A 21,023-nucleotide genomic window follows, 5' to 3' on the forward strand; every position below is an offset into this window, starting at 1 on the left:
GAATGCACTCGGCCACACGACGATTTGATTGACTCGCACAGGCAGTCCTCCTATAGTGGGTGCCAAGTCGTCTCACGTGCCGGCCCCCTTTATCTTTCCTCCCCTCATTTCACGGTGAGACATTACGGGAATGTTTTGAGAGAAAGAGGAGTCAGCCATGAAAGCTTTTTATTGTCTGGTTTTAATCGCGTTGGTCTTTGGGTGCATGGGGCAGGCTAAAGCAGATCCCGTGGACTTCCACATCAGGGTTCTCGATCCGCCGCCTCCTGCGAACCCCTCTTATCCGCTCTACCTCATCTCCGCAACCTCGTTCGATGTCTCCTTCACTCCCTGCCTTACAGGCGAGCTGCCATCGGGAATGACGGCTGACGGATGCTTCGCGGCGCGCAACATCTCGGGGTTGGATTGGGTCGGCCTGGACTTTTCCTTCCCGTCCGGCGGCGTGTTGACCGGGCAGACCGCGAGCTGCGCGCCTGCGCCCTCCGACAACATCTTCAGTGCGACCGACTGTCCGCTCGATCCTGCGAACGGCGCGTTCGATCTGGGTTTCTCGGAGGGAGTCATTCACAACGGCGACTACTTCTTCATCACCGAAGATGGCGTCGTTCCGCCGGAAGATTTTCCGACCGGTTCGGTAACAGCAACAGTGCTGACGCCGGAACCGGAGCCGATGGTGTTGCTCTCGACTGGTGTCCTGCTCTTCGGTTGCCTGCTCTACGCGGAACGGCTGCGCGTGTTGCGCGCCTCTCCGCTCTGCTGAGTTGTCTGTATCTGTGTTTGCTTTCAGGATGACTGCCTATGCATCGCTTCTGGCTATGCCTCTTGTTGTTGCTGTCATCGGGCGGCCAGCTTGTCGCGGCACAAAGCAGCGCTGTTGGCATGCAGGTCACGCTGGGCAATGCAGCGGTAGAGCTCTCCGGCCCGTGGAAGTTTCACACCGGAGATAACATGGCCTGGGCCCAGCCGGATTTCGATGACTCCGGCTGGACCGAGATGGATCTGACGCCGCCGCCCGGCACGGCGGACGCCACCCTGGGTAGCAGCGGATACATCCCCGGCTGGACCGATCGCGGCTTTGCGGGCTACTCCGGCTACGCATGGTATCGGCTGACTATTAATGTCGAGGGAGCCGACGATCCCTTGGCGCTCAAGATGCCCGACAATGCCGATGACGCCTACCAGGTATACGTCGACGGTGACCTGATCGGGACCTTCGGCAAGTTCACATCCCATGGCGTCACAGCCTATAGCACGCTCCCGCGCGCCTTTCGTCTTCCGCGCGAGCTTCGCAGCGGCCGCATGACGATTGCGATCCGCATGTGGATGGATAGCGCCACTCCCTTCAACAGCCCGGACGCGGGCGGCCTGCACGAGCCTCCCGTGTTGGGGCGCGCCTCGGCGATTGCGGCGCAGATTCGCCTGGATTGGGACGACGTCGCCCACGGCGTAGGCACCGGCTTTCTCGAGATGCTGATCCTCCTGCTGGCCTTGATCGTGGCCATGAGCCTCTTCTGGCTCGACCGCACCGAGGCAGCCTATCTCTGGCTGGGATTGGTCTCACTGATCACTCTGATCGGCAACGCCATCGTCCTGCTCGTCAACTTCACCGCCCTGATCGGCCAATCCCCTAGTGTCATTCTGATCGACGATGTTCTGACGCCTGTGCGTATCGGCCTGTGGGTCATCTTCTGGGGCTACTGGTTTCGTATCGCCCCCATCGGCAGGCTGCATCGAGAGGTGTGGGGGTTGGTGTTTCTGCTGGCAGCAGGAACTGCATTGCTGCGCCCGCCGCTCTATGGCCAGGTCGTTCCAGTCGATGCGGCAACATATCTGGTGCCGTTCCTTCTTGTGGTGAAATTGGCTCTTGCGGCCCTGTTGTTCTGGGTGACGTATCAGGGCATTCGCAGGCACGAGGCCGAGGGATGGCTGGCGCTACCCGCCGTGCTGCTGGCCGCGATCTCGCAGTACCAGCACGAGCTGCGTCTGATCCACATCCCCACCGCGTTCTCTCTCTTCGGCTTCCAGATCTCGCTCGGCACCGTCTCCACCATGATTTCTCTGCTGCTGGTCACGGTGATGCTGTCGCGGCGCTTTCTGCACTCCCAGCGCAGGCAGGAGCAATGGCGGCTCGAGATCAAGCAGGCGCAGCATGTGCAGCAGGTACTGATCCCCGAGAACCCTCCGATCATCGCCGGGTTAAGCATCGAGAGCGAGTACCGTCCGGCGCGCGAGGTCGGCGGCGACTTCTTCCAGATCATCCCCGGCGAGCACGACGGCAGCGTGCTGATCGTCGTGGGCGACGTAACCGGCAAAGGCTTGCAGGCAGGGATGCTGGTGGCGCTGATCGTCGGCGCAATCCGTTCTACCGTGCAGCACAGCTCCGACCCGTTGACCATTCTGAACTCTCTCAATGCAGAGCTGTGCGAGCGCGAGCACGCCAGCGCGACCTGCCTCGTGTTGCGAATCACAGCCGACGGCATGGTGACGCTGGCCAACGCAGGCCACCTGCCGCCCTACCTCAATGGAGAGGGGATGCCGATGGAAGGCGCGCTTCCGCTGGGCATGATGGCCGACACTGAATTTCCCGTGATGTACTTCCGTTTGAAGGCCGACGACACGTTGATGCTGATGTCAGACGGAATCGCAGAGGCGCAGAACGAGCATGGGCTTCTCTTCGGATTCGAGCGCATCGACCACATGTTGAGCCATCCCATCACCGCTGCAGAACTGGCTGCCGCCGCACAGGACTTCGGGCAGGAGGACGACATTCTGGTGTTGAGGATCGAGCGCAGCAGCGAGCCGAAGACGGTCTCGCATGTAGAGCCGGTCATGGCCGAGACCTGAGCCGTTGCAACGATGAGATTGTCGGCGAACAACGCACGTTCCCTCGACCGGAGCCCACTCACCTCTCCGCACACGTCATCTCGACCGGAGGCGGCGTTTTTGCCGCCGCAGCGGAGAGACCCCTGTATTTGTTCTTTGTCGGACCAGCGAAATCAGACCTTGCGACAACACGTCACGCCGTAAACGCAGCACACGCCGTCTGCTCGTCCGAATAAAGGCTGGTGTATTTTGTGATGCCCACCATGGTAAAGACCTTCTGAAAGTGCGGCGTGAGACCGAAGGTCTTGATGGTTTGACCATGCTTGCTGGCCGCAATCATTAATTGAATGACGAGAGCGATGCCGCTCGAGTTCAGATACTCAACCTTTGAGAAGTCGAGCAGGATGCGCCGTGCATCTTGCCCCAGCGTCTCGTATGTTCCCAGCACCGCGGCCTGCGAGGCGCTGGTAATGTCGCCTGCAAAGCGGAGCACCGTGATGGGAGCGCCTGCTCCGCACTGCACCTCGTCCAGTTTCACCTGCGTGCTTTTTTCCTGCATGGCGGTAGTTCCTTTCGGCTCTAGTCGTGTGTGTGATGAAGACGGATGACCATGCGCGCATAGCTTCCGGTCGGCGGCGAACTGACCCACTCCGCCTCGTCGACCAGGGCCTGAATCAAAAACATGCCCATGCCGCGCGCCTTCTCTTCCTCATGCATCTTCCTGTCGATGTCGGGGGCGGTTCCATGGCCCTGCGTGCCTGCGCCTGTGTCGACCACCTTGACCTCGAGCGAGTCGTCGTTCATCGACAGGATGACCCCGACGCTGAGAGACTCGTCAAATTTATTTCCATGCTCCATCGCATTGATGCAGGCCTCGGCCACAGCGGTCTTCAGGTCTTCAACGCGCTCGTCGGTAAAGCCCATCATCCGGGCCGTGCTCGCGGCGGTATTCATGGCTATCTTTTCGTAGCCCAGCCGCGACGGAATGTGAAGTTCGATGATGCCCGGATTGTTGTCTGTCATTGGCAATCTCCGTAATGAGGATTTTTCGACAGTACAAGTGCGGTCATGTCATCGGATTGCTCCTGCCCCTCGGAGAACTGCTCCAGGGTGCTCCACAACGAAGCCAGCGTTGCCTCCGAGGTGAGCGCTTTGCAATTGCGAAAAGCCTGAAAAAGGCGAGCCTCGCCAAACTCCTCTTCGCCGCGAAAGACCTCGGTCATTCCGTCTGTGTAGACTAGCAGCCTCGCCCCTCCGACCAGCGCATATTTTTCGGACTCGTAGGTGGAGAAGGGAAGCATTCCGATCGGTGTCCCCGACGCCGCGATCTTGTGCGGCCTGTGGTCTTCCATGATCAAAAACGCCGGATTGTGCCCCGCATTGACCATCTCGATCATGTTATTGCCGGGGCTAAGCCGAAGCAGAAAAGCCGTGACATAGCGGCGGCGAGACTCCGCGCCTTCGTTGTAGTGCAGCAGGTTCATCCGAGTCGCAATCTCGACCAGCGAAAGGTCGGCCTGCAACATGGCCCGAAACGCCGAACGGAACGACATGCCGACCAGGGCAGATGTCAGCCCTTTGCCCGCAACGTCCCCCACCACAATAGCGATGTCGCCCGAGGGCATCGCGACGATATCGAGATAGTCGCCGCCGACCTCGTAGCAGGTGACGGAGCGCGCCGCCAGCGTATAGCCGGGAACCCGCGGCATCTCTTGCGGAAGCAGGCTCTGCTGCACCAGCCGCGCCGATGCAAGGTCGCTCTCGATGCGCTGCCACTCGATGGTGCGCTCATGGAACCGCGCATTTTCGATGGCCACTGAGGCCTGCATCGAAAGCGCCTCAAGAAAGTCGATCTCGTCCAGATCGAGCGTGCGGCCTTCAGGCAGCAGAACTACAAGGTCTGCGAAACGGTTCTTCTGTTTATCGCAGAGCGGGAACCGCAGCCACGGATCGCCAGCCATTACGGAGGTAACTTCGTTTGCGCTGAAAGACTCTTTCAGATTGGACGGAACATCGCCATAAGTCTGCTCGAACGCCGTAAAGAACGCCCCGGCCAGCTCCAGCTCGCGCACGACGATCTCGAGCACAATGCGCAACACCTCGTCCAGCTTGATGGTCGAGTGGATCTGGCGGCTTGCCTCGAGTAGCGCTTGCAGGCGAACGACCTGCTGTTGCGCCAAAAGTGTTTCAGCGAACTCCATTCGAGATACCTGTCACGACAGGGCCCGTTGTCGGGATGAGTATATGCGAAAGTAGCAATGGAAGAAGAGAGATTTATAACCACATCATCTCGGCTGTAACCTCACTTCTCCATGTCTCGAACAAAGACTCACACCTGCCCTGACTGCACGCATCTCGACCGAAGGCGGCGCCTTTTGCCGCCGTAGGGGAGAGACCCCTGTATTTCCCCAGTCATTCTCGCCACTATTGTTAGACTCACCCACAAAACGCATCAGGCCGGTTCTTATAAAAACTTAACTCCTGTAAGCTTCTCGCACGCATCCCACAGCCGCGCCGCCGCCGTTGCATCGCTTGCCTGCGGTGCTATCTTCGCCGGTCCAATCTCGTCGCCGCACATCTCCTGAAATCCCTGCGGGCCATAGTAGCCGCCGCCCGTCACTGCGGACGCTGTCGCCGCATACAGCGTCGGCAGCGCGCCCTCCGCCTCAGTGTTGAGAAACGCACCGATCAGATGCCCCAGCACTTTGCGCGCAGCGTTCTCCGCGGCTGAGCGCTGCCCAGTCTGAAACAGATTGGTATTCGCCACACCCGGATGCGCCGCAACGCTCAGAATGTTTGAGCCTGCGGCACGCAGACGGCGATCCATCTCCAGCGCAAGCATCAGGTTCGCCAGCTTCGATTGCTGGTAGCTCTTCATCGGGCCATAGTTCTGCTTATATTGCAGATCGTCGAAGTTCAGCCGCCCGCGCTTGTGCGCGATCGACGCAATCGTAACAATGCGTGGCATCTCGGAAGACCTCTCCGCAGCCTGCCGCAGCGCCGGAAGCAGCAGCCCGGTCAGAGCAAAGTGGCCAAGAACGTTCGTGGCGAACTGCAGCTCGAAGCCGTCGGCCGTCTGCTGACGAACAGGCGGCGCCATCACTCCGGCATTGTTGATGAGGATATCGATAGGCCGTCCAAGATCAAGCTCGCGCGCGGCGAACTCGCGTACCGAAGCGAGCGAGGCCAGGTCGAGCATCGCCAACTCCGTCGTTGTCCCTGGAGCCTCGGCGTCCAGCCGCGCCAACGCGGCCTCGCCCTTGCGGCGGTCGCGGCAGGCGAAGATGACGTGTGCTCCCTTGCGTGCCAGTGTGAAAGCCGCGTAATAGCCGATGCCGCTGTTGGCTCCGGTGATGAGAATGCGCTTGCCCGCTTGCGAGGGGATATCGGCTAATGTCCACGTACTAACCATTTGTGTTGGATGTTTGACGGCAGATTCCGACACAAAGTTATTGCGTTACGCTTGTGATAACCGGGCTTTCATCATCAAAGTAAATTAGTCTCATAGGGTTCTGTTATCGAACATTTAGCCACATTGCCGGTGCTGCTGTTTACCCTACTCGTCTTTGCCGGTTCCATCGGCGCCGGGCTGCTGGGAGCGCTCACTGGCCTCGGCGGTGGCGTTGTGCTGGTGCCTCTGCTCACCGTCGTCTTCCACGTAGATATTCGTTACGCCATCGGAGCATCGCTCATTTCCGTCATCGCTACTTCGTCGGGAGCTGCTGCCGCCTACGTGCGCGAGGGCTTCTCCAGCGTCCGCATCGGCATGTTCCTCGAAATCGCGACCACCATCGGCGCTGTCTTCGGCGCATTCCTGGCCACGCGCATGCCGACCCGCGCGCTGGCAATCATCTTCGGCGTGGTGCTGCTCTATTCGGCGTGGCTGTCGTGGCGGCAGAGCCGTTGCCATACCGAAGAGAGCGGCCACAGCAGTCCGTGGTCTGATCGTCTGCGGCTCTCGGGCTCCTATCCCGACGGCACAGGCCGCCAGAAGAGTTACAAGGTCGATCGTATCTCCGCAGGCTTTGCGACTATGTTCGGAGCAGGCACACTCTCTGGCCTGCTGGGCATCGGCTCGGGCGCGGTCAAGGTGCTGGCGATGGACCAGGTGATGCGCATCCCCTTCAAGGTCTCGACTACGACCAGCAACTTTATGATCGGCGTAACCGCCGCGGCCAGCGCAGGAATCTATCTGCATCGCGGTTACGTCGATCCAGGGCTGGCCTTTCCGGTCATGCTCGGCGTCCTGGCCGGATCGTTGCTCGGCGCAAGGCTTCTGGTCCGCGCGCGGGTCTCGGTACTACGCAGCATCTTTACGGTAGTGATTCTGGCGCTGGGGGTCGAGATGATCCTGAACGGCGCGATGGGGAGAATGTAATGGAACCTCGAGGATCCAGATTCGACGACCAGCGGATGGAGATCATAATGGGCCGGCTGTTGCAGGCCGGTGTGCTGCTGGCCTCGACCGTGGTCCTTGCAGGAGGAGTCCTCTACGTCCGCAGACACTTTGGCAGCAGCGTCGACTACCGCACCTTCGCCGGAGAGCCCGCCAATCTGCGCAGCATCAGCGGACTCTTCCGCCTGTTGAGAGCCGGTGATCCGGCGGCCGTGATCCAACTGGGAGCGATCCTTCTGATTGCCACTCCCGTCGCCCGCGTAGTCTTCGCCGTCGTCGGCTTTGCGCTCGAGCGCGATCGCTTCTATGTTGCAGTAAGCCTGATCGTTCTCGCTGTCCTGGCAGCCAGCCTGTTCTTTTCTTCCTGAAGCCGCTTCAATCACACGTCATTCTTGGCAGAAGAGAACCACCTGAACTACGTCATCTCGACCGGAGCGCAGCGGAGTGGAGAGACCCCTGTATTTCGCATTTACTGTTGCTTGTTTTTAAAGCAGCTTCCAAACAGCCCGCTCTACCCATTCGCAGCAGGAGCCGCCAACGCAGCCTCGATGCTGGCATTGACCTCAGCCTGAGCAAACTCAGCGGTCACGCGAATCCCGTTCATCACAGCCCTCTCATTCGAAGAGCCGTGCCCCACGATGCAAACCCCACGAACCCCAAGCAGTGGTGCACCGCCATACTCCGAGTAGTCGAGGCGCTTCTTGAAATTCGCAAACGCCTTGCGCGAAAGCAGAGCGCCGACCTGCGAGGTGACGGTCGACTTCAGTGACTCGCGCAGCGATGCCGTGACCAGCTTGGCGATGCCCTCGCTGGTCTTCAGCGCAACATTGCCGACGAAGCCGTCGCACACAGCCACATCATTGTTGCCGTTATAAAGATCGCGGCCTTCGACGTTGCCCGTAAAGTTGATGCCGGGCAGCGCGCGCAGCAGAGGAAGCGTGTCCCGCGTCAGTGAGTTGCCCTTGGAATCTTCTTCGCCGATCGAGAGCAATCCCACGCGCGGCGCACGAATTTTGAGGACGTTCTGCGCGTACATGTGGCCCATCACCGCAAACTGAACGAGATTGTCCGGGTCGCAGTCCACATTGGCGCCGACGTCGAGCAGAAGGGAGGGCGTTCCCTGCGTCGTCGGCAGTACCGCGACCAGCGCCGGTCGCTCGACTCCGGCCAGCATGCCCAAAACCATCTTGGCCGTCGCCATCGCCGCGCCGGTATTGCCCGCGGTAAAAAATCCGGCAGCGCGTCCCTCGCGCACCATCTTCAGGCCCACGCGCATCGATGAGTCGCGCTTCGAGCGAACCGCCTGCGCCGCCTTGTCGTCCATCGTGATCCACTCCGACGCAGGCACGATAAACACCGGCAGATGCTGGCCGCGCAGGTGCTGGCGAAGGATGGGGCGGATGATGTGTTCCGGGCCGGCGAGGTGGACTCTGACGTCGTACTGGCGTGCAGCGAGGATGGCCCCGCGAATCTCGGATTCGGGGGCCTTGTCAGAACCCATTGCGTCTACAACGATATCGATCGGCATCAGCAGGGGACTTGGAGCTTGTAAATGTAGGTAATGCTAGCTGGCTTCCTTGACCGCGAGAACCTCGCGACCCTTGTAGCTACCGCACTTGCGGCAGACACGGTGGGGCAGCTTACGCTCGTGGCAGTTCGGGCATTCGGAGACGCCGGTCGGGGTGAGGAAGTCGTGGCTGCGGCGCTTGGCAGTCCGTTGCTTGGAGTGGCGCCGTTTTGGATTAGGCATTGCAGTGTCCCTTTCAGTGGGCCGCGGCAGTCAGGCGAATCACGCGCTGACGACGAAGCAAAACTTTTTTCAGTGCTTGAGCTCGAGCTTGGACGCCAGATCCGCAAGAGCATTCCACCGCGGATCGGCCGGAGCCTCCCCGCAGGAACAGGTTGCAAGATTCAGGTTCTGGCCACAGCGCGGGCAAAGCCCTTTGCAATCTTCTTTGCAGAGGGTACGGCCGGGCAGGGAGAGTAACACCTGCTCACGCACCACATCTTCAAGCGAAAGACCGCTCTTCTGATAATAACCGATTTCCGTCTCTTCCGGGGTAATTGCGTGCTCCCCGCCACCTGCATCGGCGTCTTCGGGGCGAAACAGCAGATCGAACTCCCCATTCAGGGCCAAAGCGACTGGTTCGACGCAGCGGGCGCAGAGAATCTCGAAGTCGCCATGATACCCGGCGCGCAGGCGGATATCGTTGACCTGCGAGCCCTCGTCCCGGCGCTCGACCAGCAGATCGGCGGTTCCCTTGACCGGCAGAGGGCCGGTCTGGCGAAGGTCCGGGGTGTACTCGATGGTGCCGGGCTGGACGGTTTCGTCTATCTCAAGAGGTTCATCGACGAGTTGGAGCGGGGTTATAAGCACGTCTTTAAGGGTAGCAGGTTGGGGGTTGAGGTCAAACCGGGGCCTAAGCCCCGGCAACGACGGGTTGTTTGTCGTAGACGGAGGTCGTATCGAACTCTCCCTGATCGACTGAGATGTGCATCATCCGGGTCAGGGTTTTTCCGTCAGCAGACAGCGTAAAGGTCGACTTCAGGGTCCCCGCGCCGCCCTGATAGGTGATCTTCTGCGTCAGGATAAGCGAAGTTCCGTCCCACTCCGCCTTAGTGCTCAGAAACTGGAGTGTCGCGGTGTCAGCGAAGGTGCCCTTGGGTGTCGGGGTTTCGTTGCCGTCGATGGTGAAGGGCAGCGTATAAACCTCTTTGCCGCGCTCATTATCGGAAGTCGTGGCGACGCTGAAGGTCGAGCCGTTGTGGCTGAAGACGAGGATCTCGTCCTGCGGCGGGGGAACCTGGTCATAGTCGCTCTTGGAGAGGTTCAGCGTCCACGTCCCGCTCAGATCAGGCTTGACGGCCGGAGCGGGCGCAGTCGCCGGAGCCTGCGCGGTTGGTGCGGGCGTCGGTGCCGCTGTTGGGGTCTGCGCGGAGACGAGTGGGCCGCAGAGAACAAGCACAGCGGCGAGCGAAGCAATTCTTGTCATGGTCATTCCTTTGGTTGTGACGTTGAACTTCAAAATTCACAATGACGGGCAGAGGCTAAGCCGGGGTGCGTGGCGGCACTTCTGTCCTGGAAAAAACTTTGAGCAGCCCTTCGAGAAAAGCGAAGAAGACGTCGACAGCATAGCCGACCAGGAACGCCAGCGCCAGCGGCGGAACAGAGGCCTCGGGGGTGATCGTGAAATTGTTGAACAGGCCCACAACGGCCCCTCCGATGGCGGCGATCAGAAAGCGCGCCGAGTTGGCCGGCGACGGGATAAACGTGTGGTTGCTCATCTGGCTCTCGAAGTTGCGCAGCAGATAAGCGCACGTTCCAAGCAGCGCATAGAGTACCGGCAGAATGCAGGTATTGAGCGCTCCATAAAAGATGGAGACATTATTCAGCAGGCTCTGCGCAAAGTAGCGGACGGACTGGTAGGTGGCCGTGGCCGTGTCGCGAGCCACATAGTAGTTAGGAAGCCGAGGGTCTAGCTCATAGACGGCCCGCTGCGAAGGATTGCTGCGCTCGGTCTGCGCAGGCGGCGAGACCCGGGGCAGCACCAGCCAGTTCAACTCGCGCGCCCGCGCATCGATCAGACGAATCGTCGATGCATAGTCCTGCAGCTCGGAGATGATCTCCGAGTCGCTGATGCCCGGCGGAAGCGTCACTGCCACTGTTCCAGCCTGGCCGCCGGTTTCGGTCCCCACCGGAGCGACGCCGAGTTGCGCGCGCAGCTTCACGGCAAGGTCGTTGGCCGAAGCAATATCGGTACGCAGCGAGTTCGATAGCGCCGAAGTCGTAAAGCTGGCGATCGACGCCGGAACGATAACGCAGGCCAGAATGATCGCCCAGCGAAGGTAATAGCGGACCGTCGCACCCGTGTCCTGCGTCCACGCCTTCAGGCTGTCGGCGGTCACCGGCTTCAGCAACGCGGCCAGCTTGGTCAGCGCTTCCAGCAGGCCGTCGATGATCGGCTCGGTCCAGTTATCAGGAGGCGTGCTGCGAGCCAGCAACACGGCGGCACGAGTCGCCGCATCGACCTCGACGCCGGTCTCGGCGGCGTACTTCAGCAGGCGCTCCGAGTCGCAAAGGGCGTCTTTAAAAGAAGCCGGAGAAGCTGTGGTGGACTGTGTGCTTTCATTCCATCGAAACATAGGGAGGTTCTCCGCACTGAGCGCTGACCTTAAGCGCCGATCGATAGGGGCCGGATGGCAAATCATACGCCGGAGCCTCACTTGCGGGAAGAAGATTCTGTTGGCCGTCCGCCGGTTAGCCATAGCTGACGAAGCTCTCTTGAACCAAGGGATGAGCTATAGATGTATTTCTCATGAGCCGATCCCACGAGCCACCCAAACTGCACGTCATCTCGACCGGAGCGCAGCGCAGCGGAGAGACCCCTGTATTTCGTCATTATTTCTATCGAGAAGCGTTCAGAGTGTATGGAAGAGGTGAATTGCGGCAATCCCCGCAGCTCCAACCCCCAGGCAGGAGTCGGCATTCTCTCCTGTAACGCCGCCAAGCGCGTAGACCGAAGTAGGCGCGGCGGCAAGGCAAGCCGAGCGCAGCGCCTCAAGGCCCTGTCCGGGGGTTACGACCTTCCCCGCGATGGACTTCTGAAAGACCGGAGCAAAGAGGATCAGATCTGCTTCGTTTCGGGCCACTTCGATCTCAGCCAGCGTATGGCAGGATACGGAAATGACGGGCCGCGGTAGACCGGCCGCGGCATACACCTTCCGAACCTGTGCAGGAGTAAGCTCCCCGGCAGCAGCAGTGAGATGCACCCCATGGGCGGCAGTGGCCACAGCGATGTCCAGCCGCGAGTTGATCAGCAGCCTGCTTCGGCTGCCTTGCAGCGCTTCAAGCATCTGCCGCGCCAGCGTCGCAATCGCCCCGGCGGGCAGGTCTTTTTCGCGAAGTTGGATATAGTCGATACCTTCGGCAGCCCAAAGGGCGGTCTGCTGCGGCAGAGAGGAGCTTGCCGGCAACAGCAAGCGGTCGGTGATGGCGTAGCGGCGCACGGTGTAAGTGTATGGGATTTATGAGTTTTGCATGATCCGGTGCCGCCGCGCAGGCGTAGGATGATGATGTTGCTGTGATAGGTTAGGAATTGGCGCGTTTTTCAAAAAAAATCGGTCATGGACAGTGCGATTATTGGCCGCTAACCGGACGATTCATTACACCGCAGCGTGGATTTTAATCATCGCTGAGTAAGCTGGGGTAAGAAAATTGTCGATGAGTCATTGCATATGAGTAGTGTTTACGATCTGATCGTGATTGGTTCCGGCCCTGCCGGGCAGAGGGCGGCCATCTATGCGTCCAAGCTGGGCAAAAAGGTTGCGCTCGTAGAGATGCGCGAGGTGGTGGGCGGGGCCTGCATCAATACAGGGACGATTCCCTCGAAGACGATGCGCGAGGCCGTACTGCACCTCTCCGGCTACAACTACAAGTCCATCTATGGCATGAACTACCGGGTCAAGGAACGCATCACCATGGCGGACCTCGCCTTCCGCGTCCAGCACGTCATCAAGACCGAAGTCGACGTGACCGAGGCGCAGCTCTCCCGCAACAACATCGAGATGCTGGTCGGCGTCGCCAGCTTTGAAGACGCGACCCACGTCAAGGTCACCAACTCGCGCGGCTCGACCGTCTACGAGGCCAAAAACGTTCTGATTGCGACCGGTACTAAGCCGGCTGCGTCGCCCAAGGTGCCCATCAACGGACACAGCATCATCAACAGTGATCTCGTCCTCGAGATGGTCAACCTGCCCAAGACATTGATCGTGGTCGGCGGCGGTGTCATCGGGGTGGAGTACACCTGTATGTTCTCGGCCCTCGGCGTGCGCGTCACTCTCATCGAGCGCCGTCCGCGCCTGCTCGAGTTTGCCGATCAGGAGATCGTCGAGGCGCTGAGCTACCATCTGCGTGACTCCCGCGTGACGATGCGCCTCAACGAAGAGGTGGAGTCGGTCGAAGAGATGCCCGACGGCACGGTCGTCGCCAACCTCGAAAGTAAGAAGAAGGTTCAGGGCGATGCGCTGCTCTACGCCGTCGGTCGGCAGGGCAATGTGGACGAGCTGAATCTGGCAGCCGTTGGCATCGAGGCCGATTCACGCGGCAGAATCCCGGTGGACAAGGACTTCAGGACCAAGGTGCCGACGATCTTTGCCGGTGGCGATGTCATCGGCTTTCCGTCGCTGGCCTCGGTCTCGATGGAGCAGGGACGTATCGCCGCAGCGCGTGCCTTCGGCGACGAAGAGGTGCTGTCGAACCCCGGGCTCTATCCCTACGGCATCTACACCATTCCCGAGATCAGCTTTATCGGTAAGACCGAGGAGCAGTTGACGGAAGAGGACGTTCCCTACGAGGTCGGTGTGGCCTACTACCGCGAGATCGCCCGCGGTCAGATTCGCGGCGATACGACCGGACGGTTGAAGCTGATCTTCCACCGCATCGACCATTCCATCCTTGGCGTACACATCATCGGCGAAGGTGCCAGCGAACTGCTGCACATCGGCCAGGCGGTGATGGCACTGGGCGGAAAGCTTGAGTATTTCGTGGATACGGTCTTCAACTATCCAACTTTGGCTGAATGTTATAAAGTTGCAGCTTTCAACGGGTTGAATCGCGTTAGCAAGTTTGAGTAGACGCGGCGCCGAAGATGAGGCGGACGAGGCATGACAAAGTTTGTTGGCGTAAAGGTATCGAACCAGATGTCGACCGGGTTGGTGGTCGACCACAAACTGGTGGGGGAGCTGCACCGCTTTCCTGAGCACGAGGACGACAGCTACGCGTTGGTCGAGATGCCGACCGAAGGTCTGGTCAAAACCATCTGCGAGCAGGTGGTGCTTGCTGTCAACGGCACCAAGGGCGTTACGGCCGTAGGCGTCGCTCTGCCGGGGCTGATCAAGAACGGCGTCGTCGAAGAGTCTCCGAATCTGCCCCAGTTGAAGGGCGCACGCATCGAAGAGCTGCTGCGCACCCAGTTGCGCAATCACGACCTCGACGTTTCGGTAACTGCCGTCAACGACGCCGACGCCATGGCCGCCGGGCTGGCCTCGGCGCACGGCAAGCTCGACAGCACTATCCGCGTGTGGTCGCTCGGCGTGGGCATCGGATACGGACGCTATCCCTTTTTGCCGGGAGTCTGGGAGGGCGGCCATACGGTCGTGACCCTCGACGAAAAGGAGCACTTCTGCGGCTGCGGCGGCCGAGGCCATCTTGAAGGAATTATGGGACATCGCGCGATGCGGCTCCGCTTCCTCGACATGGAGCCGGAAGAGGTCTTCGAAGCTGCGAAGAACGGCGATCCGCGTTGCCTGGAGTTCAAACGTATGTGGCACAAGGCTTTGGCTGCGGCGACCGCTACATCGATCCACATGTCCGGACCGGGACGCGTCTTTTTGACTGGGTTCAACGTGCGTTTTCTCGACTTGGCGATGCTGCGGGACTACATGCAGCAGATGGTCAAGATGAGCCCTCTGCAGAGCTATTCGTTCGAGATTGTCGAAGACAAGCCGGTCACGCGAGTGATCGGTGCGGCGATCTCGGCAGAGCAGGCTCTCGAGCGCTAAATTCTCAATGTAACCGGTAAAAGTAGTTTTCTCTGGTTACACTCGTAGCAGTGTAACCGGTAATTCGCGCTTTTACCGGTTACTTCTGACAGTGAGGGCAAAAATGGGTGCTTCGCCCTCCGACAACAATGCGCTCAATCGCAGTCTTGCAGACGCGGCAAGGCTCGCCCGTTCGGCTATAGACGTTGTGATGAAGCTGAAAAAATCCTGCAATTCCCTCTGCATCGACATAATCGGAGACTGACGATCCACCCAATTTAATCGCATGCTTCAGAACGTCAATTAAAGCAGTCCGCAAGCGACCCAGATCTGCATGGGTGAGCCGTCCGGCCTGTCGGCGCGGGCGAATTCCGGCGCGAAAGAGGCTCTCATCGGCGTAGATGTTGCCGACTCCGTGCAGCAGCGATTGGTTCAGCAGCGCAGCTTTGATAGGCGTCTTGCGATTGCGGAAGAGGGCGATGAAATCTTTGAGCGAGATAGTCAGCGGCTCCTTGCCCGGCCCTTCGTAAGTACTTTCAGCAATAGACAGCCGCCCAAAACGGCGGGGATCGACAAAACGGATCTCGCGTCCGCCGCTGAGCGTGAGGATGCCGTGGGTGTGTGCGGGCACAGGAACTTTAGGATCGGAGACGAGCAGGCGTCCGCTCATGCCCAGGTGGATGAGAAACTGTGCGGGCTTCTTATTACGAATGACGTCCATGACGATGGTCTTGCCTACGCGATGGACCCGCTCGATGCGGCTGTTAGTGAGTGTCTCGATGATCTGGTCAGGCGGCGTCTTGAAGGTCTGCGGCTTGTTGCTGGTCCAGACAGCGCGGATGGTCTGGCCGTGGGTGCGTTCGTGGACGCCGTTGGCGACGGTCTCTACTTCAGGAAGCTCGGGCATGACTTTTTCGAGTATAGGGGAGGCGGTGAATAGAGTTTTAGTGGCCTGTGGGCTCGAAGATGGGCAGCAGGCTGGAGTAGTCGTCGGTCCAGGCCCTTAGGTTGGGGACGGCGGTGATGGGTGCGGCGATGAGGGCGACTCCGGGCTGAGTGAAGAAGGTTGGACTGGCGGTGACCAGCACCCAGGTCGAGCGGAACTCTCCGCGTGCGTCTGCGGATGCCGTGTCGAAGATCATCGACTGCATGTGGATGGAGTTGGCCAGTTGCGCTACCTCGGGGGCGAGGTTGAGGTATTGGTTGGAGACGTGGAAGGCGAGGATGCCGCCGGGGGCGAGGTGCTTCTGGTAGAGCCGGAGGGCTTCGGTGGTGAGCAGGTGCAGAGGGATGGCGTCGCCGGAGAAGGCGTCGAGCACGAGTACGTCGAAGTGTTGCGGAGCTTCTTGTGCGAGCGAGGTGCGGGCGTCTCCTTCGGTGACGGTGATGGCGGCGGGTGAGTCGCGAAGGTAGGTGAAGAGGTGGCGTGCGATGGGTTCAACGTGGGGGTTGATCTCGTAGAAGCGGATGCGGTCGCCTGCATTGCCATAGGCCGCGATGGTGCCTGCTCCCAGGCCGACGACGCCGATATTGCGCGGGCGGTTGGCGCAGCAGTTGGCGAGGGCGAGGCCGATGCCGGAGTCTTTGGCGTAGTAGGTGGTGGGGGTTCGAGTGAGGCCGGGGCTGAAGATCTGGTTGCCGTGCTGGATGGTGCCGTTGAGCAGCGACCGCAGCGGCTGGCCCTCGTGGGTGACCGACTCCTTGACGCGGAGGCTGCCGTAGAAGTTGCGGGTTTCGAGCAGGGCCTGTTGCTTGTAGGCGGCGTGCAGGGCGAAGTTGAGGAAGACGACGAGGACGCTGCCGGTGGCCCAGAGCAGGCGCTGGCCCCAGCCGTCAGGCCAGGTGACGACGAGGGCGAGTACGGCAGTGACGAGGAAGGTGATGGAGAGGTCGTAGTTGGCGGCGAAGATCAATGGGCTGGCAATGCCGATGAAGAAGGTTCCGGTGACTCCGCCGGCGGCGACGAGGAGATAAAAGAGCGTGGTTTCGGATGGGCGGCGGGGGCGAAGGGCGTAGGTTTCGGCGTGACAGAAGAGGCAAGCGATGAAGCACTCGAAGAGAAAGAAGAGGATGGCGAGGCCGATGGGGATGCTGGTGTCCATCTTGGAGATGGCGTAGCCGAGGCTGGCCAGCATGACGACCATGAGCCGGACGACGATGCTGCGGCGATAGAGGCGGGGAAACTCGAAGGCGAGGATGAAGGTGATGAGGTAGACGGCGAGCGGAAGAATCCAGAGCAGGGGGATGGCGGCGATGTTGCTGGTGATGTGGCTGGTGACGGCGCTCAACTGCATGGCAGCGGCCATGGGGAGGAGGAACCAGAGCCATTTTGCGGCGGATGACGCTGGGAGAGCGGTGGGGGCGGCGGATTCTTGTGGCGTGGCCTGTGTTATTGCGGGCACTTGTCTTGAGAGGATGGCGCATAGGACTGCGTAGACGATGAACCCGATGGCCCAGAGAAGGCGTTGCAGCTTGAGGGTGAGGTGGGGTTCGACCAGCGTGGGGTAGGCAATGAGGGCGAGCAGCGAGCCGACGTTTGAGAGGGCGAAGAGGCGGTAGGGGACTTGGCCTCCCTGTTTGCGGAAGAGCCATATCTGTAAGAGAGGGCTGGTGGAGCCGAGCAGAAGGAAGGGAAGGCCGATGGTCAGCGTCAGCGCGAAGAAGATGGTGGTGACTGGATGCTCCGAGCCTTGGCTGAGGTCGGGGTGGAGGAGCCGCTGCGAGGCCAGCAGGGCGATGGCGAGTCCGAGCACGGCGAAGTAGAGCAGCCGTTGGCTGCGGTTAAAAGGATGGCGGGTGAGCCAGTGCGCGTAGACGTATCCGAGCAGAAGGGTGAGCTGGAAGAAGACCAGGCAGGTGAGCCAGACCGCCGAGGAGCCTCCCAGCGCGGGGAGGAGCTGCTTTGCCGACATGGGCTCGACCAGGAAGAGGAGGAAGGCCGAGAGGAAGATGGCGAAGCCGTAGAGCGAGCGCGTTGAGGGCATAGGGGTAGGCGATCCGGAAATGGACGATCTGGAAACAGGGGATCCGCGAGACGAGCCAGTCTATGCTATTCGGCTCGCTTCTAGACAGAGGGAGTTTTGTGAACCTGATCTGTGAACCGGTTTTTGAGTTTTAGAAAGGGCTGTTCGAGGAGTTTGTAGCTGGCGGCCGAGATTGCGATAGAGCAGAGGAAGGCGCTGATGGTGGTGACGGCAAAGGCGTGGGCAGGAAAGAAGCGGTTGCCGAACCAGCTGTAGAAGTCGTGAAAGAGATCGTGGTAGACGTAAAAGCCGTAACTGACGATGCCGAGGCTGCGAAGTGGGCGCAGGCTGAGCACGCGACCGAGCGTGCTTCCGGGGTGAATGCATTCCAGAATAAGGGCGGCGGCAAAGAGATCGATCCAGGTAAAGCCGATGATGCCGACCCAGTTCGTAGCGGAGCCGTAGAACGGCAGGTGCATGATGTCCATCGCAATGAAATAGGTGAAGGCGAAGAGAAATGCGACGGCAACCAGCAGCCATCGCCGCCATTGGCGCAGCCATGCCTGTTCGGGGCCTCTCAGGCAAAGGGCGATCAGACCGCCGATGAGCAATGCATCGAGGCGCGTGGGCAGGCTGCGGTAGAAGAGCTCCATCCTCAGCATCTGGGGAGAGACGAGGACGGAGAGAAGCCAGCGAAACAACGGCATCAGGATGATGACACCGAGGCAGATTTTGATGAGCGCCTCTCGCTTTCGCACGGTGTATACGATAAAGGGCCATAGGAGGTAGAACTGCTCTTCGACGCAGAGCGACCAGAAGTGGCCGATGTAGAGATTCATCGGGCTTTTGAACCATCCCTGAACGAGAGGGCCGAAGGTGATTCGCACAAAACGATAAGGATCGCCGGGTTGATGGAGGAACAGGAAGCGGGCGTAGTTGCCGACGTAGGCAGGCCAGAGCGCCCATCTCCAGTTCCATTGCCATTGCGCGATGGGCGTTGCGAGGAGGATGGCGAGCCACAGCGTGTAGTAAAGCGGAAAGATGCGGAGGGTACGGCGGATGTAGAAATCGCGGTAGCGGTGTGGCTTTTGCCGACTGTCGTAGAGGATGCCGGTGATGAGGAAGCCTGAGAGAACGAAGAAGATATCGACTCCGGCCCATCCCCAGCCGAAAATTGCCGATTTACTCGATAAATAGTGCTGACTGAAGACCATTATGACCGCAACGGCGCGGAGCCCATCCAAAGCGATGTAGTAACGCGATGCCGCGCCGGTGTGTCTTGGAGAAGATGGGAGGGGTTCTGGCGGAAGTGGTTCAGGCATAGATAGTATGCGAGGACATTCCCACCATACGCTTAAATTGTGGCGCATCCGGGTAGAGAATATGCAACCACAAGAATAAGAGCGAAATACGGGGATCTCTCCACTGCGGCGGCAAAGAACGCCGCCTCCGGTCGAGATGACGTTGCTTTCGAGTTTGGATTTGTTGAGTTTTTAGACAGGTTATGAGGATGGAGGGTGGGTTGGCGTGGGACACGGTATGATAGAAGGGAAGCGCTGCTTTTTGCGATGTGCTTCTTTCCGGCCAAACCAATCCTTTGGAGAATAGAGTTCTCGTGAGTCAACGCAAAACAGCGGTTATTTTGGGTGCCCAGTGGGGCGATGAAGGCAAAGGCAAGATCGTCGATGTGCTGTCGGAGAAGTTCTCCGTCGTGGCACGGTATGCGGGCGGCCATAATGCCGGGCACACGGTCATCATCAAGGGCAAGAAGTTTGTGCTGCAACTGATTCCCTGCGGCGTATTGCGGCCGGAGTGCAAGGGCGTGATCGGCAACGGCGTCGTTTTTGACCCGATGGCGTTTTTGAGCGAAGTGAAGAAGCTGAAGGACGCTGGCCTGAAGGTCGACGGCCAGCTCTTTGTCTCGAACCGGGCTCAGGTGATTCTGCCCTACCACCGCATGATCGAGTTGGCGGCCGAGACGGCTCCGGGGCGGACGAAGATTGGGACGACGCGGCGCGGCATTGGGCCGGCGTATGAGGACAAGGTTCATCGCAACGGGCTGCGGGTGGTCGATCTGCTGAACCCGGCGCTGCTGCGGACGCACATCAAGAACGCCTGCGACGAGAAGAACACCATTGCGCATGCGCTGTTTGGGACGGAGCCGCTGGACCCCAAGGGGATGTATGAGGAGTATTCGCGGCTGGCCGAGCAAGTGGCACCGTTTGTGACGGATACTGCGGTGCTATTGAACGAGGCGATCAAGAACGGCGAGAAGGTGATGTTCGAGGGAGCGCAGGGTGCGCTGCTCGATATCGACCATGGAACGTATCCGTTTGTTACGTCGTCGTCGGCTACGTCCGGCGGGGCGGTGACGGGTACGGGAGTTGGGCCGACGCTGATCGGGACTGTGATCGGCGTGACCAAGGCTTATGTGACTCGCGTAGGCGAGGGGCCGTTCCCGACGGAGATACATGACAGCTCTGCTGACCTGCTGCGTGCTCGCGGACAGGAGTATGGCGCGGTGACGGGCCGTCCGCGGCGCTGCGGCTGGCTGGACCTGCCGTTGCTGCGGTACAGCAACATGATTAATGGCACGGAGTGGCTGGTCGTCACCAAGATGGACGTGATGGACGAGTGCGACGAGATTCCTGTGTGCACGGGCTACAAGATCGACGGTAAGCTGACGGACGTGATTCCGGCAGACATGCGCGGTTTTGAGGCGATTGAGCCGGTGTACACCAAGCTGAAGGGCTGGAAGTCTTCGACCGAGGGAATTACGGAGTTCGACAAACTGCCGCAACTGGCGCAGGATTATCTGCACTTTATCGAGAAGGAGTCGGGTGCGAAGATCGGCATGGTTTCGACCGGGCCGGACCGCGACCAGACGATCACGATTGCAGGGTTTGAAGAAGCGCTGAATTCTTAGGAGCCAGGTATGTTGAGCTTTACGGTACGAATGACGTTTGCGCATGACGATCATGCGGAGATTACCGAGATGCTGCGGCATCTGACGGTGGCTTCGCGGCAGGAGCCGGGATGCGTCAGCTATATCGCGCATTTTCTTGAGGGCGATCTGGGCACGGTGCTGATCTATGAGCAGTATGCGGACGAAGCTGCGCTTGAGCACCACCGGACGACGCCGCACTTTCACCAATATGCGATTGGCGGACTCTACCAGAGGATGCGCGAGCGGCAGGTGGAGAACCTTACGGCTGTCTGCTGAGCTGCCGGCAACCTCTAACTGAAAGGCATGAGTGCTCCCCTGAGGGGGAGCATTTTTGTTGCCGGAAGCTTGTGCTGCG

21 protein-coding genes are annotated in these 21,023 nt (G+C 60.0%); 8 read left to right on the plus strand and 13 right to left on the minus strand.

Annotated elements, in window-relative coordinates:
- The first annotated feature begins 157 nt into the window (after positions 1 to 157).
- Together IEW09_RS04385 and IEW09_RS04390 are read left to right on the plus strand one after the other, a co-directional pair.
- Positions 158 to 760 (plus strand): hypothetical protein, encoded by a 603-nt coding sequence (locus tag IEW09_RS04385; protein WP_188552895.1) that lies wholly within the window; start codon positions 158 to 160, stop codon positions 758 to 760.
- 38 nt (positions 761 to 798) lie between these two features.
- Positions 799 to 2,844, plus strand: coding sequence for a PP2C family protein-serine/threonine phosphatase (locus IEW09_RS04390; protein ID WP_188552896.1), 2,046 nt, complete (start codon positions 799 to 801; stop codon positions 2,842 to 2,844).
- Between the two features lie 172 nt (positions 2,845 to 3,016).
- Here the strand turns inward: IEW09_RS04390 and IEW09_RS04395 are convergent, their stop codons facing one another.
- From IEW09_RS04395 to IEW09_RS04410, 4 genes are all read right to left on the minus strand, one after another.
- On the minus strand, positions 3,017 to 3,382 hold the full coding sequence (locus IEW09_RS04395; protein ID WP_188552897.1) for an STAS domain-containing protein: 366 nt from the start codon (positions 3,380 to 3,382) through the stop codon (positions 3,017 to 3,019).
- 20 nt (positions 3,383 to 3,402) lie between these two features.
- Positions 3,403 to 3,846: an ATP-binding protein gene (locus IEW09_RS04400; RefSeq protein ID WP_188552898.1), complete on the minus strand. Its 444-nt coding sequence runs from the start codon at positions 3,844 to 3,846 to the stop codon at positions 3,403 to 3,405.
- Complete coding sequence (locus tag IEW09_RS04405) at positions 3,843 to 5,024, minus strand: PP2C family protein-serine/threonine phosphatase (RefSeq protein WP_188552899.1); 1,182 nt, start codon at positions 5,022 to 5,024, stop codon at positions 3,843 to 3,845. The genes IEW09_RS04400 and IEW09_RS04405 overlap by 4 nt, the downstream gene beginning before the upstream one ends.
- Before the next feature lie 263 nt (positions 5,025 to 5,287).
- Complete coding sequence (locus tag IEW09_RS04410; RefSeq protein WP_188552900.1) at positions 5,288 to 6,235, minus strand: oxidoreductase; 948 nt, start codon at positions 6,233 to 6,235, stop codon at positions 5,288 to 5,290.
- Between the two features lie 129 nt (positions 6,236 to 6,364).
- On the opposite strand from IEW09_RS04410, the gene IEW09_RS04415 reads away from it, so the two are divergent.
- Positions 6,365 to 7,201, plus strand: a complete 837-nt coding sequence (locus IEW09_RS04415; protein ID WP_308420529.1) for a sulfite exporter TauE/SafE family protein — start codon at positions 6,365 to 6,367, stop codon at positions 7,199 to 7,201.
- A complete protein-coding gene (locus IEW09_RS04420; RefSeq protein ID WP_188552902.1) occupies positions 7,201 to 7,587 on the plus strand; it encodes a DUF1634 domain-containing protein in 387 nt (128 codons plus the stop codon). The genes IEW09_RS04415 and IEW09_RS04420 overlap by 1 nt, the downstream gene beginning before the upstream one ends.
- A gap of 143 nt (positions 7,588 to 7,730) precedes the next feature.
- On the opposite strand, the gene plsX is transcribed toward IEW09_RS04420, so the two are convergent.
- The 6 genes from plsX to IEW09_RS04450 all read right to left on the minus strand — a co-directional run bounded on the left by plsX (position 7,731) and on the right by IEW09_RS04450 (position 12,226).
- A complete protein-coding gene (plsX, locus tag IEW09_RS04425) occupies positions 7,731 to 8,747 on the minus strand; it encodes a phosphate acyltransferase PlsX (protein ID WP_188552903.1) in 1,017 nt (338 codons plus the stop codon).
- 36 nt (positions 8,748 to 8,783) lie between these two features.
- Entirely contained in the window at positions 8,784 to 8,969 is a 186-nt protein-coding gene (rpmF, locus tag IEW09_RS04430) for a 50S ribosomal protein L32 (RefSeq protein WP_188552904.1), read from the minus strand.
- A gap of 69 nt (positions 8,970 to 9,038) precedes the next feature.
- Positions 9,039 to 9,596 (minus strand): YceD family protein, encoded by a 558-nt coding sequence (locus tag IEW09_RS04435; RefSeq protein WP_188552905.1) that lies wholly within the window; start codon positions 9,594 to 9,596, stop codon positions 9,039 to 9,041.
- A gap of 43 nt (positions 9,597 to 9,639) precedes the next feature.
- A complete protein-coding gene (locus IEW09_RS04440) occupies positions 9,640 to 10,212 on the minus strand; it encodes a hypothetical protein (protein WP_188552906.1) in 573 nt (190 codons plus the stop codon).
- Positions 10,213 to 10,267: 55 nt separating this feature from the next.
- Positions 10,268 to 11,362 carry a hypothetical protein gene (locus IEW09_RS04445; RefSeq protein ID WP_188552907.1) on the minus strand — a complete coding sequence of 365 codons (1,095 nt, stop codon included), beginning with the start codon at positions 11,360 to 11,362 and terminating at the stop codon, positions 10,268 to 10,270.
- Between the two features lie 276 nt (positions 11,363 to 11,638).
- On the minus strand, positions 11,639 to 12,226 hold the full coding sequence (locus IEW09_RS04450; RefSeq protein ID WP_188552908.1) for a thiamine phosphate synthase: 588 nt from the start codon (positions 12,224 to 12,226) through the stop codon (positions 11,639 to 11,641).
- Between the two features lie 228 nt (positions 12,227 to 12,454).
- On the opposite strand from IEW09_RS04450, the gene sthA reads away from it, so the two are divergent.
- Positions 12,455 to 13,852, plus strand: coding sequence for a Si-specific NAD(P)(+) transhydrogenase (sthA, locus tag IEW09_RS04455; protein ID WP_188552909.1), 1,398 nt, complete (start codon positions 12,455 to 12,457; stop codon positions 13,850 to 13,852).
- 30 nt (positions 13,853 to 13,882) lie between these two features.
- Positions 13,883 to 14,779, plus strand: coding sequence for an ROK family protein (locus tag IEW09_RS04460; protein ID WP_188552910.1), 897 nt, complete (start codon positions 13,883 to 13,885; stop codon positions 14,777 to 14,779).
- Between the two features lie 79 nt (positions 14,780 to 14,858).
- Here the strand turns inward: IEW09_RS04460 and mutM are convergent, their stop codons facing one another.
- The 3 genes from mutM to IEW09_RS04475 form a co-directional block, all read right to left on the minus strand.
- Positions 14,859 to 15,665 carry a bifunctional DNA-formamidopyrimidine glycosylase/DNA-(apurinic or apyrimidinic site) lyase gene (gene mutM, locus IEW09_RS04465; RefSeq protein ID WP_188552911.1) on the minus strand — a complete coding sequence of 269 codons (807 nt, stop codon included), beginning with the start codon at positions 15,663 to 15,665 and terminating at the stop codon, positions 14,859 to 14,861.
- 37 nt (positions 15,666 to 15,702) lie between these two features.
- The gene (locus IEW09_RS04470) at positions 15,703 to 17,742 is read right to left on the minus strand and encodes a fused MFS/spermidine synthase (RefSeq protein WP_188552912.1); all 2,040 of its coding nucleotides are present in this window, start codon (positions 17,740 to 17,742) and stop codon (positions 15,703 to 15,705) included.
- 80 nt (positions 17,743 to 17,822) lie between these two features.
- Positions 17,823 to 19,043 (minus strand): acyltransferase family protein, encoded by a 1,221-nt coding sequence (locus IEW09_RS04475; RefSeq protein ID WP_188552913.1) that lies wholly within the window; start codon positions 19,041 to 19,043, stop codon positions 17,823 to 17,825.
- A 293-nt stretch (positions 19,044 to 19,336) separates the two neighbouring features.
- Between IEW09_RS04475 and IEW09_RS04480 the strand changes: the two genes are divergently transcribed.
- Positions 19,337 to 20,647 (plus strand): adenylosuccinate synthase, encoded by a 1,311-nt coding sequence (locus IEW09_RS04480; RefSeq protein ID WP_188552914.1) that lies wholly within the window; start codon positions 19,337 to 19,339, stop codon positions 20,645 to 20,647.
- Positions 20,648 to 20,656: 9 nt separating this feature from the next.
- Positions 20,657 to 20,944, plus strand: a complete 288-nt coding sequence (locus tag IEW09_RS04485; protein ID WP_188552915.1) for a putative quinol monooxygenase — start codon at positions 20,657 to 20,659, stop codon at positions 20,942 to 20,944.
- The last annotated feature ends 79 nt before the right edge of the window (positions 20,945 to 21,023 follow it).

Source organism: Edaphobacter dinghuensis, assembly GCF_014640335.1.
Taxonomy (GTDB): Bacteria; Acidobacteriota; Terriglobia; order Terriglobales; family Acidobacteriaceae; genus Edaphobacter; species Edaphobacter dinghuensis.

Bases quoted from the DNA above. Each gene is read 5' to 3' on its own strand.
- IEW09_RS04385 (WP_188552895.1), top strand. From the start codon at position 158: ATGAAAGCTTTTTATTGTCTGGTTTTAATCGCGTTGGTCTTTGGGTGC.
- IEW09_RS04390 (WP_188552896.1), top strand. From the start codon at position 799: ATGCATCGCTTCTGGCTATGCCTCTTGTTGTTGCTGTCATCGGGCGGC.
- IEW09_RS04395 (WP_188552897.1), bottom strand. From the start codon at position 3,382: ATGCAGGAAAAAAGCACGCAGGTGAAACTGGACGAGGTGCAGTGCGGA.
- IEW09_RS04400 (WP_188552898.1), bottom strand. From the start codon at position 3,846: ATGACAGACAACAATCCGGGCATCATCGAACTTCACATTCCGTCGCGG.
- IEW09_RS04405 (WP_188552899.1), bottom strand. From the start codon at position 5,024: ATGGAGTTCGCTGAAACACTTTTGGCGCAACAGCAGGTCGTTCGCCTG.
- IEW09_RS04410 (WP_188552900.1), bottom strand. From the start codon at position 6,235: ATGGTTAGTACGTGGACATTAGCCGATATCCCCTCGCAAGCGGGCAAG.
- IEW09_RS04420 (WP_188552902.1), top strand. From the start codon at position 7,201: ATGGAACCTCGAGGATCCAGATTCGACGACCAGCGGATGGAGATCATA.
- plsX (WP_188552903.1), bottom strand. From the start codon at position 8,747: ATGCCGATCGATATCGTTGTAGACGCAATGGGTTCTGACAAGGCCCCC.
- rpmF (WP_188552904.1), bottom strand. From the start codon at position 8,969: ATGCCTAATCCAAAACGGCGCCACTCCAAGCAACGGACTGCCAAGCGC.
- IEW09_RS04440 (WP_188552906.1), bottom strand. From the start codon at position 10,212: ATGACAAGAATTGCTTCGCTCGCCGCTGTGCTTGTTCTCTGCGGCCCA.
- IEW09_RS04445 (WP_188552907.1), bottom strand. From the start codon at position 11,362: ATGTTTCGATGGAATGAAAGCACACAGTCCACCACAGCTTCTCCGGCT.
- sthA (WP_188552909.1), top strand. From the start codon at position 12,455: ATGAGTAGTGTTTACGATCTGATCGTGATTGGTTCCGGCCCTGCCGGG.
- IEW09_RS04460 (WP_188552910.1), top strand. From the start codon at position 13,883: ATGACAAAGTTTGTTGGCGTAAAGGTATCGAACCAGATGTCGACCGGG.
- mutM (WP_188552911.1), bottom strand. From the start codon at position 15,665: ATGCCCGAGCTTCCTGAAGTAGAGACCGTCGCCAACGGCGTCCACGAA.
- IEW09_RS04470 (WP_188552912.1), bottom strand. From the start codon at position 17,742: ATGCCCTCAACGCGCTCGCTCTACGGCTTCGCCATCTTCCTCTCGGCC.
- IEW09_RS04475 (WP_188552913.1), bottom strand. From the start codon at position 19,043: ATGCCTGAACCACTTCCGCCAGAACCCCTCCCATCTTCTCCAAGACAC.
- IEW09_RS04485 (WP_188552915.1), top strand. From the start codon at position 20,657: ATGTTGAGCTTTACGGTACGAATGACGTTTGCGCATGACGATCATGCG.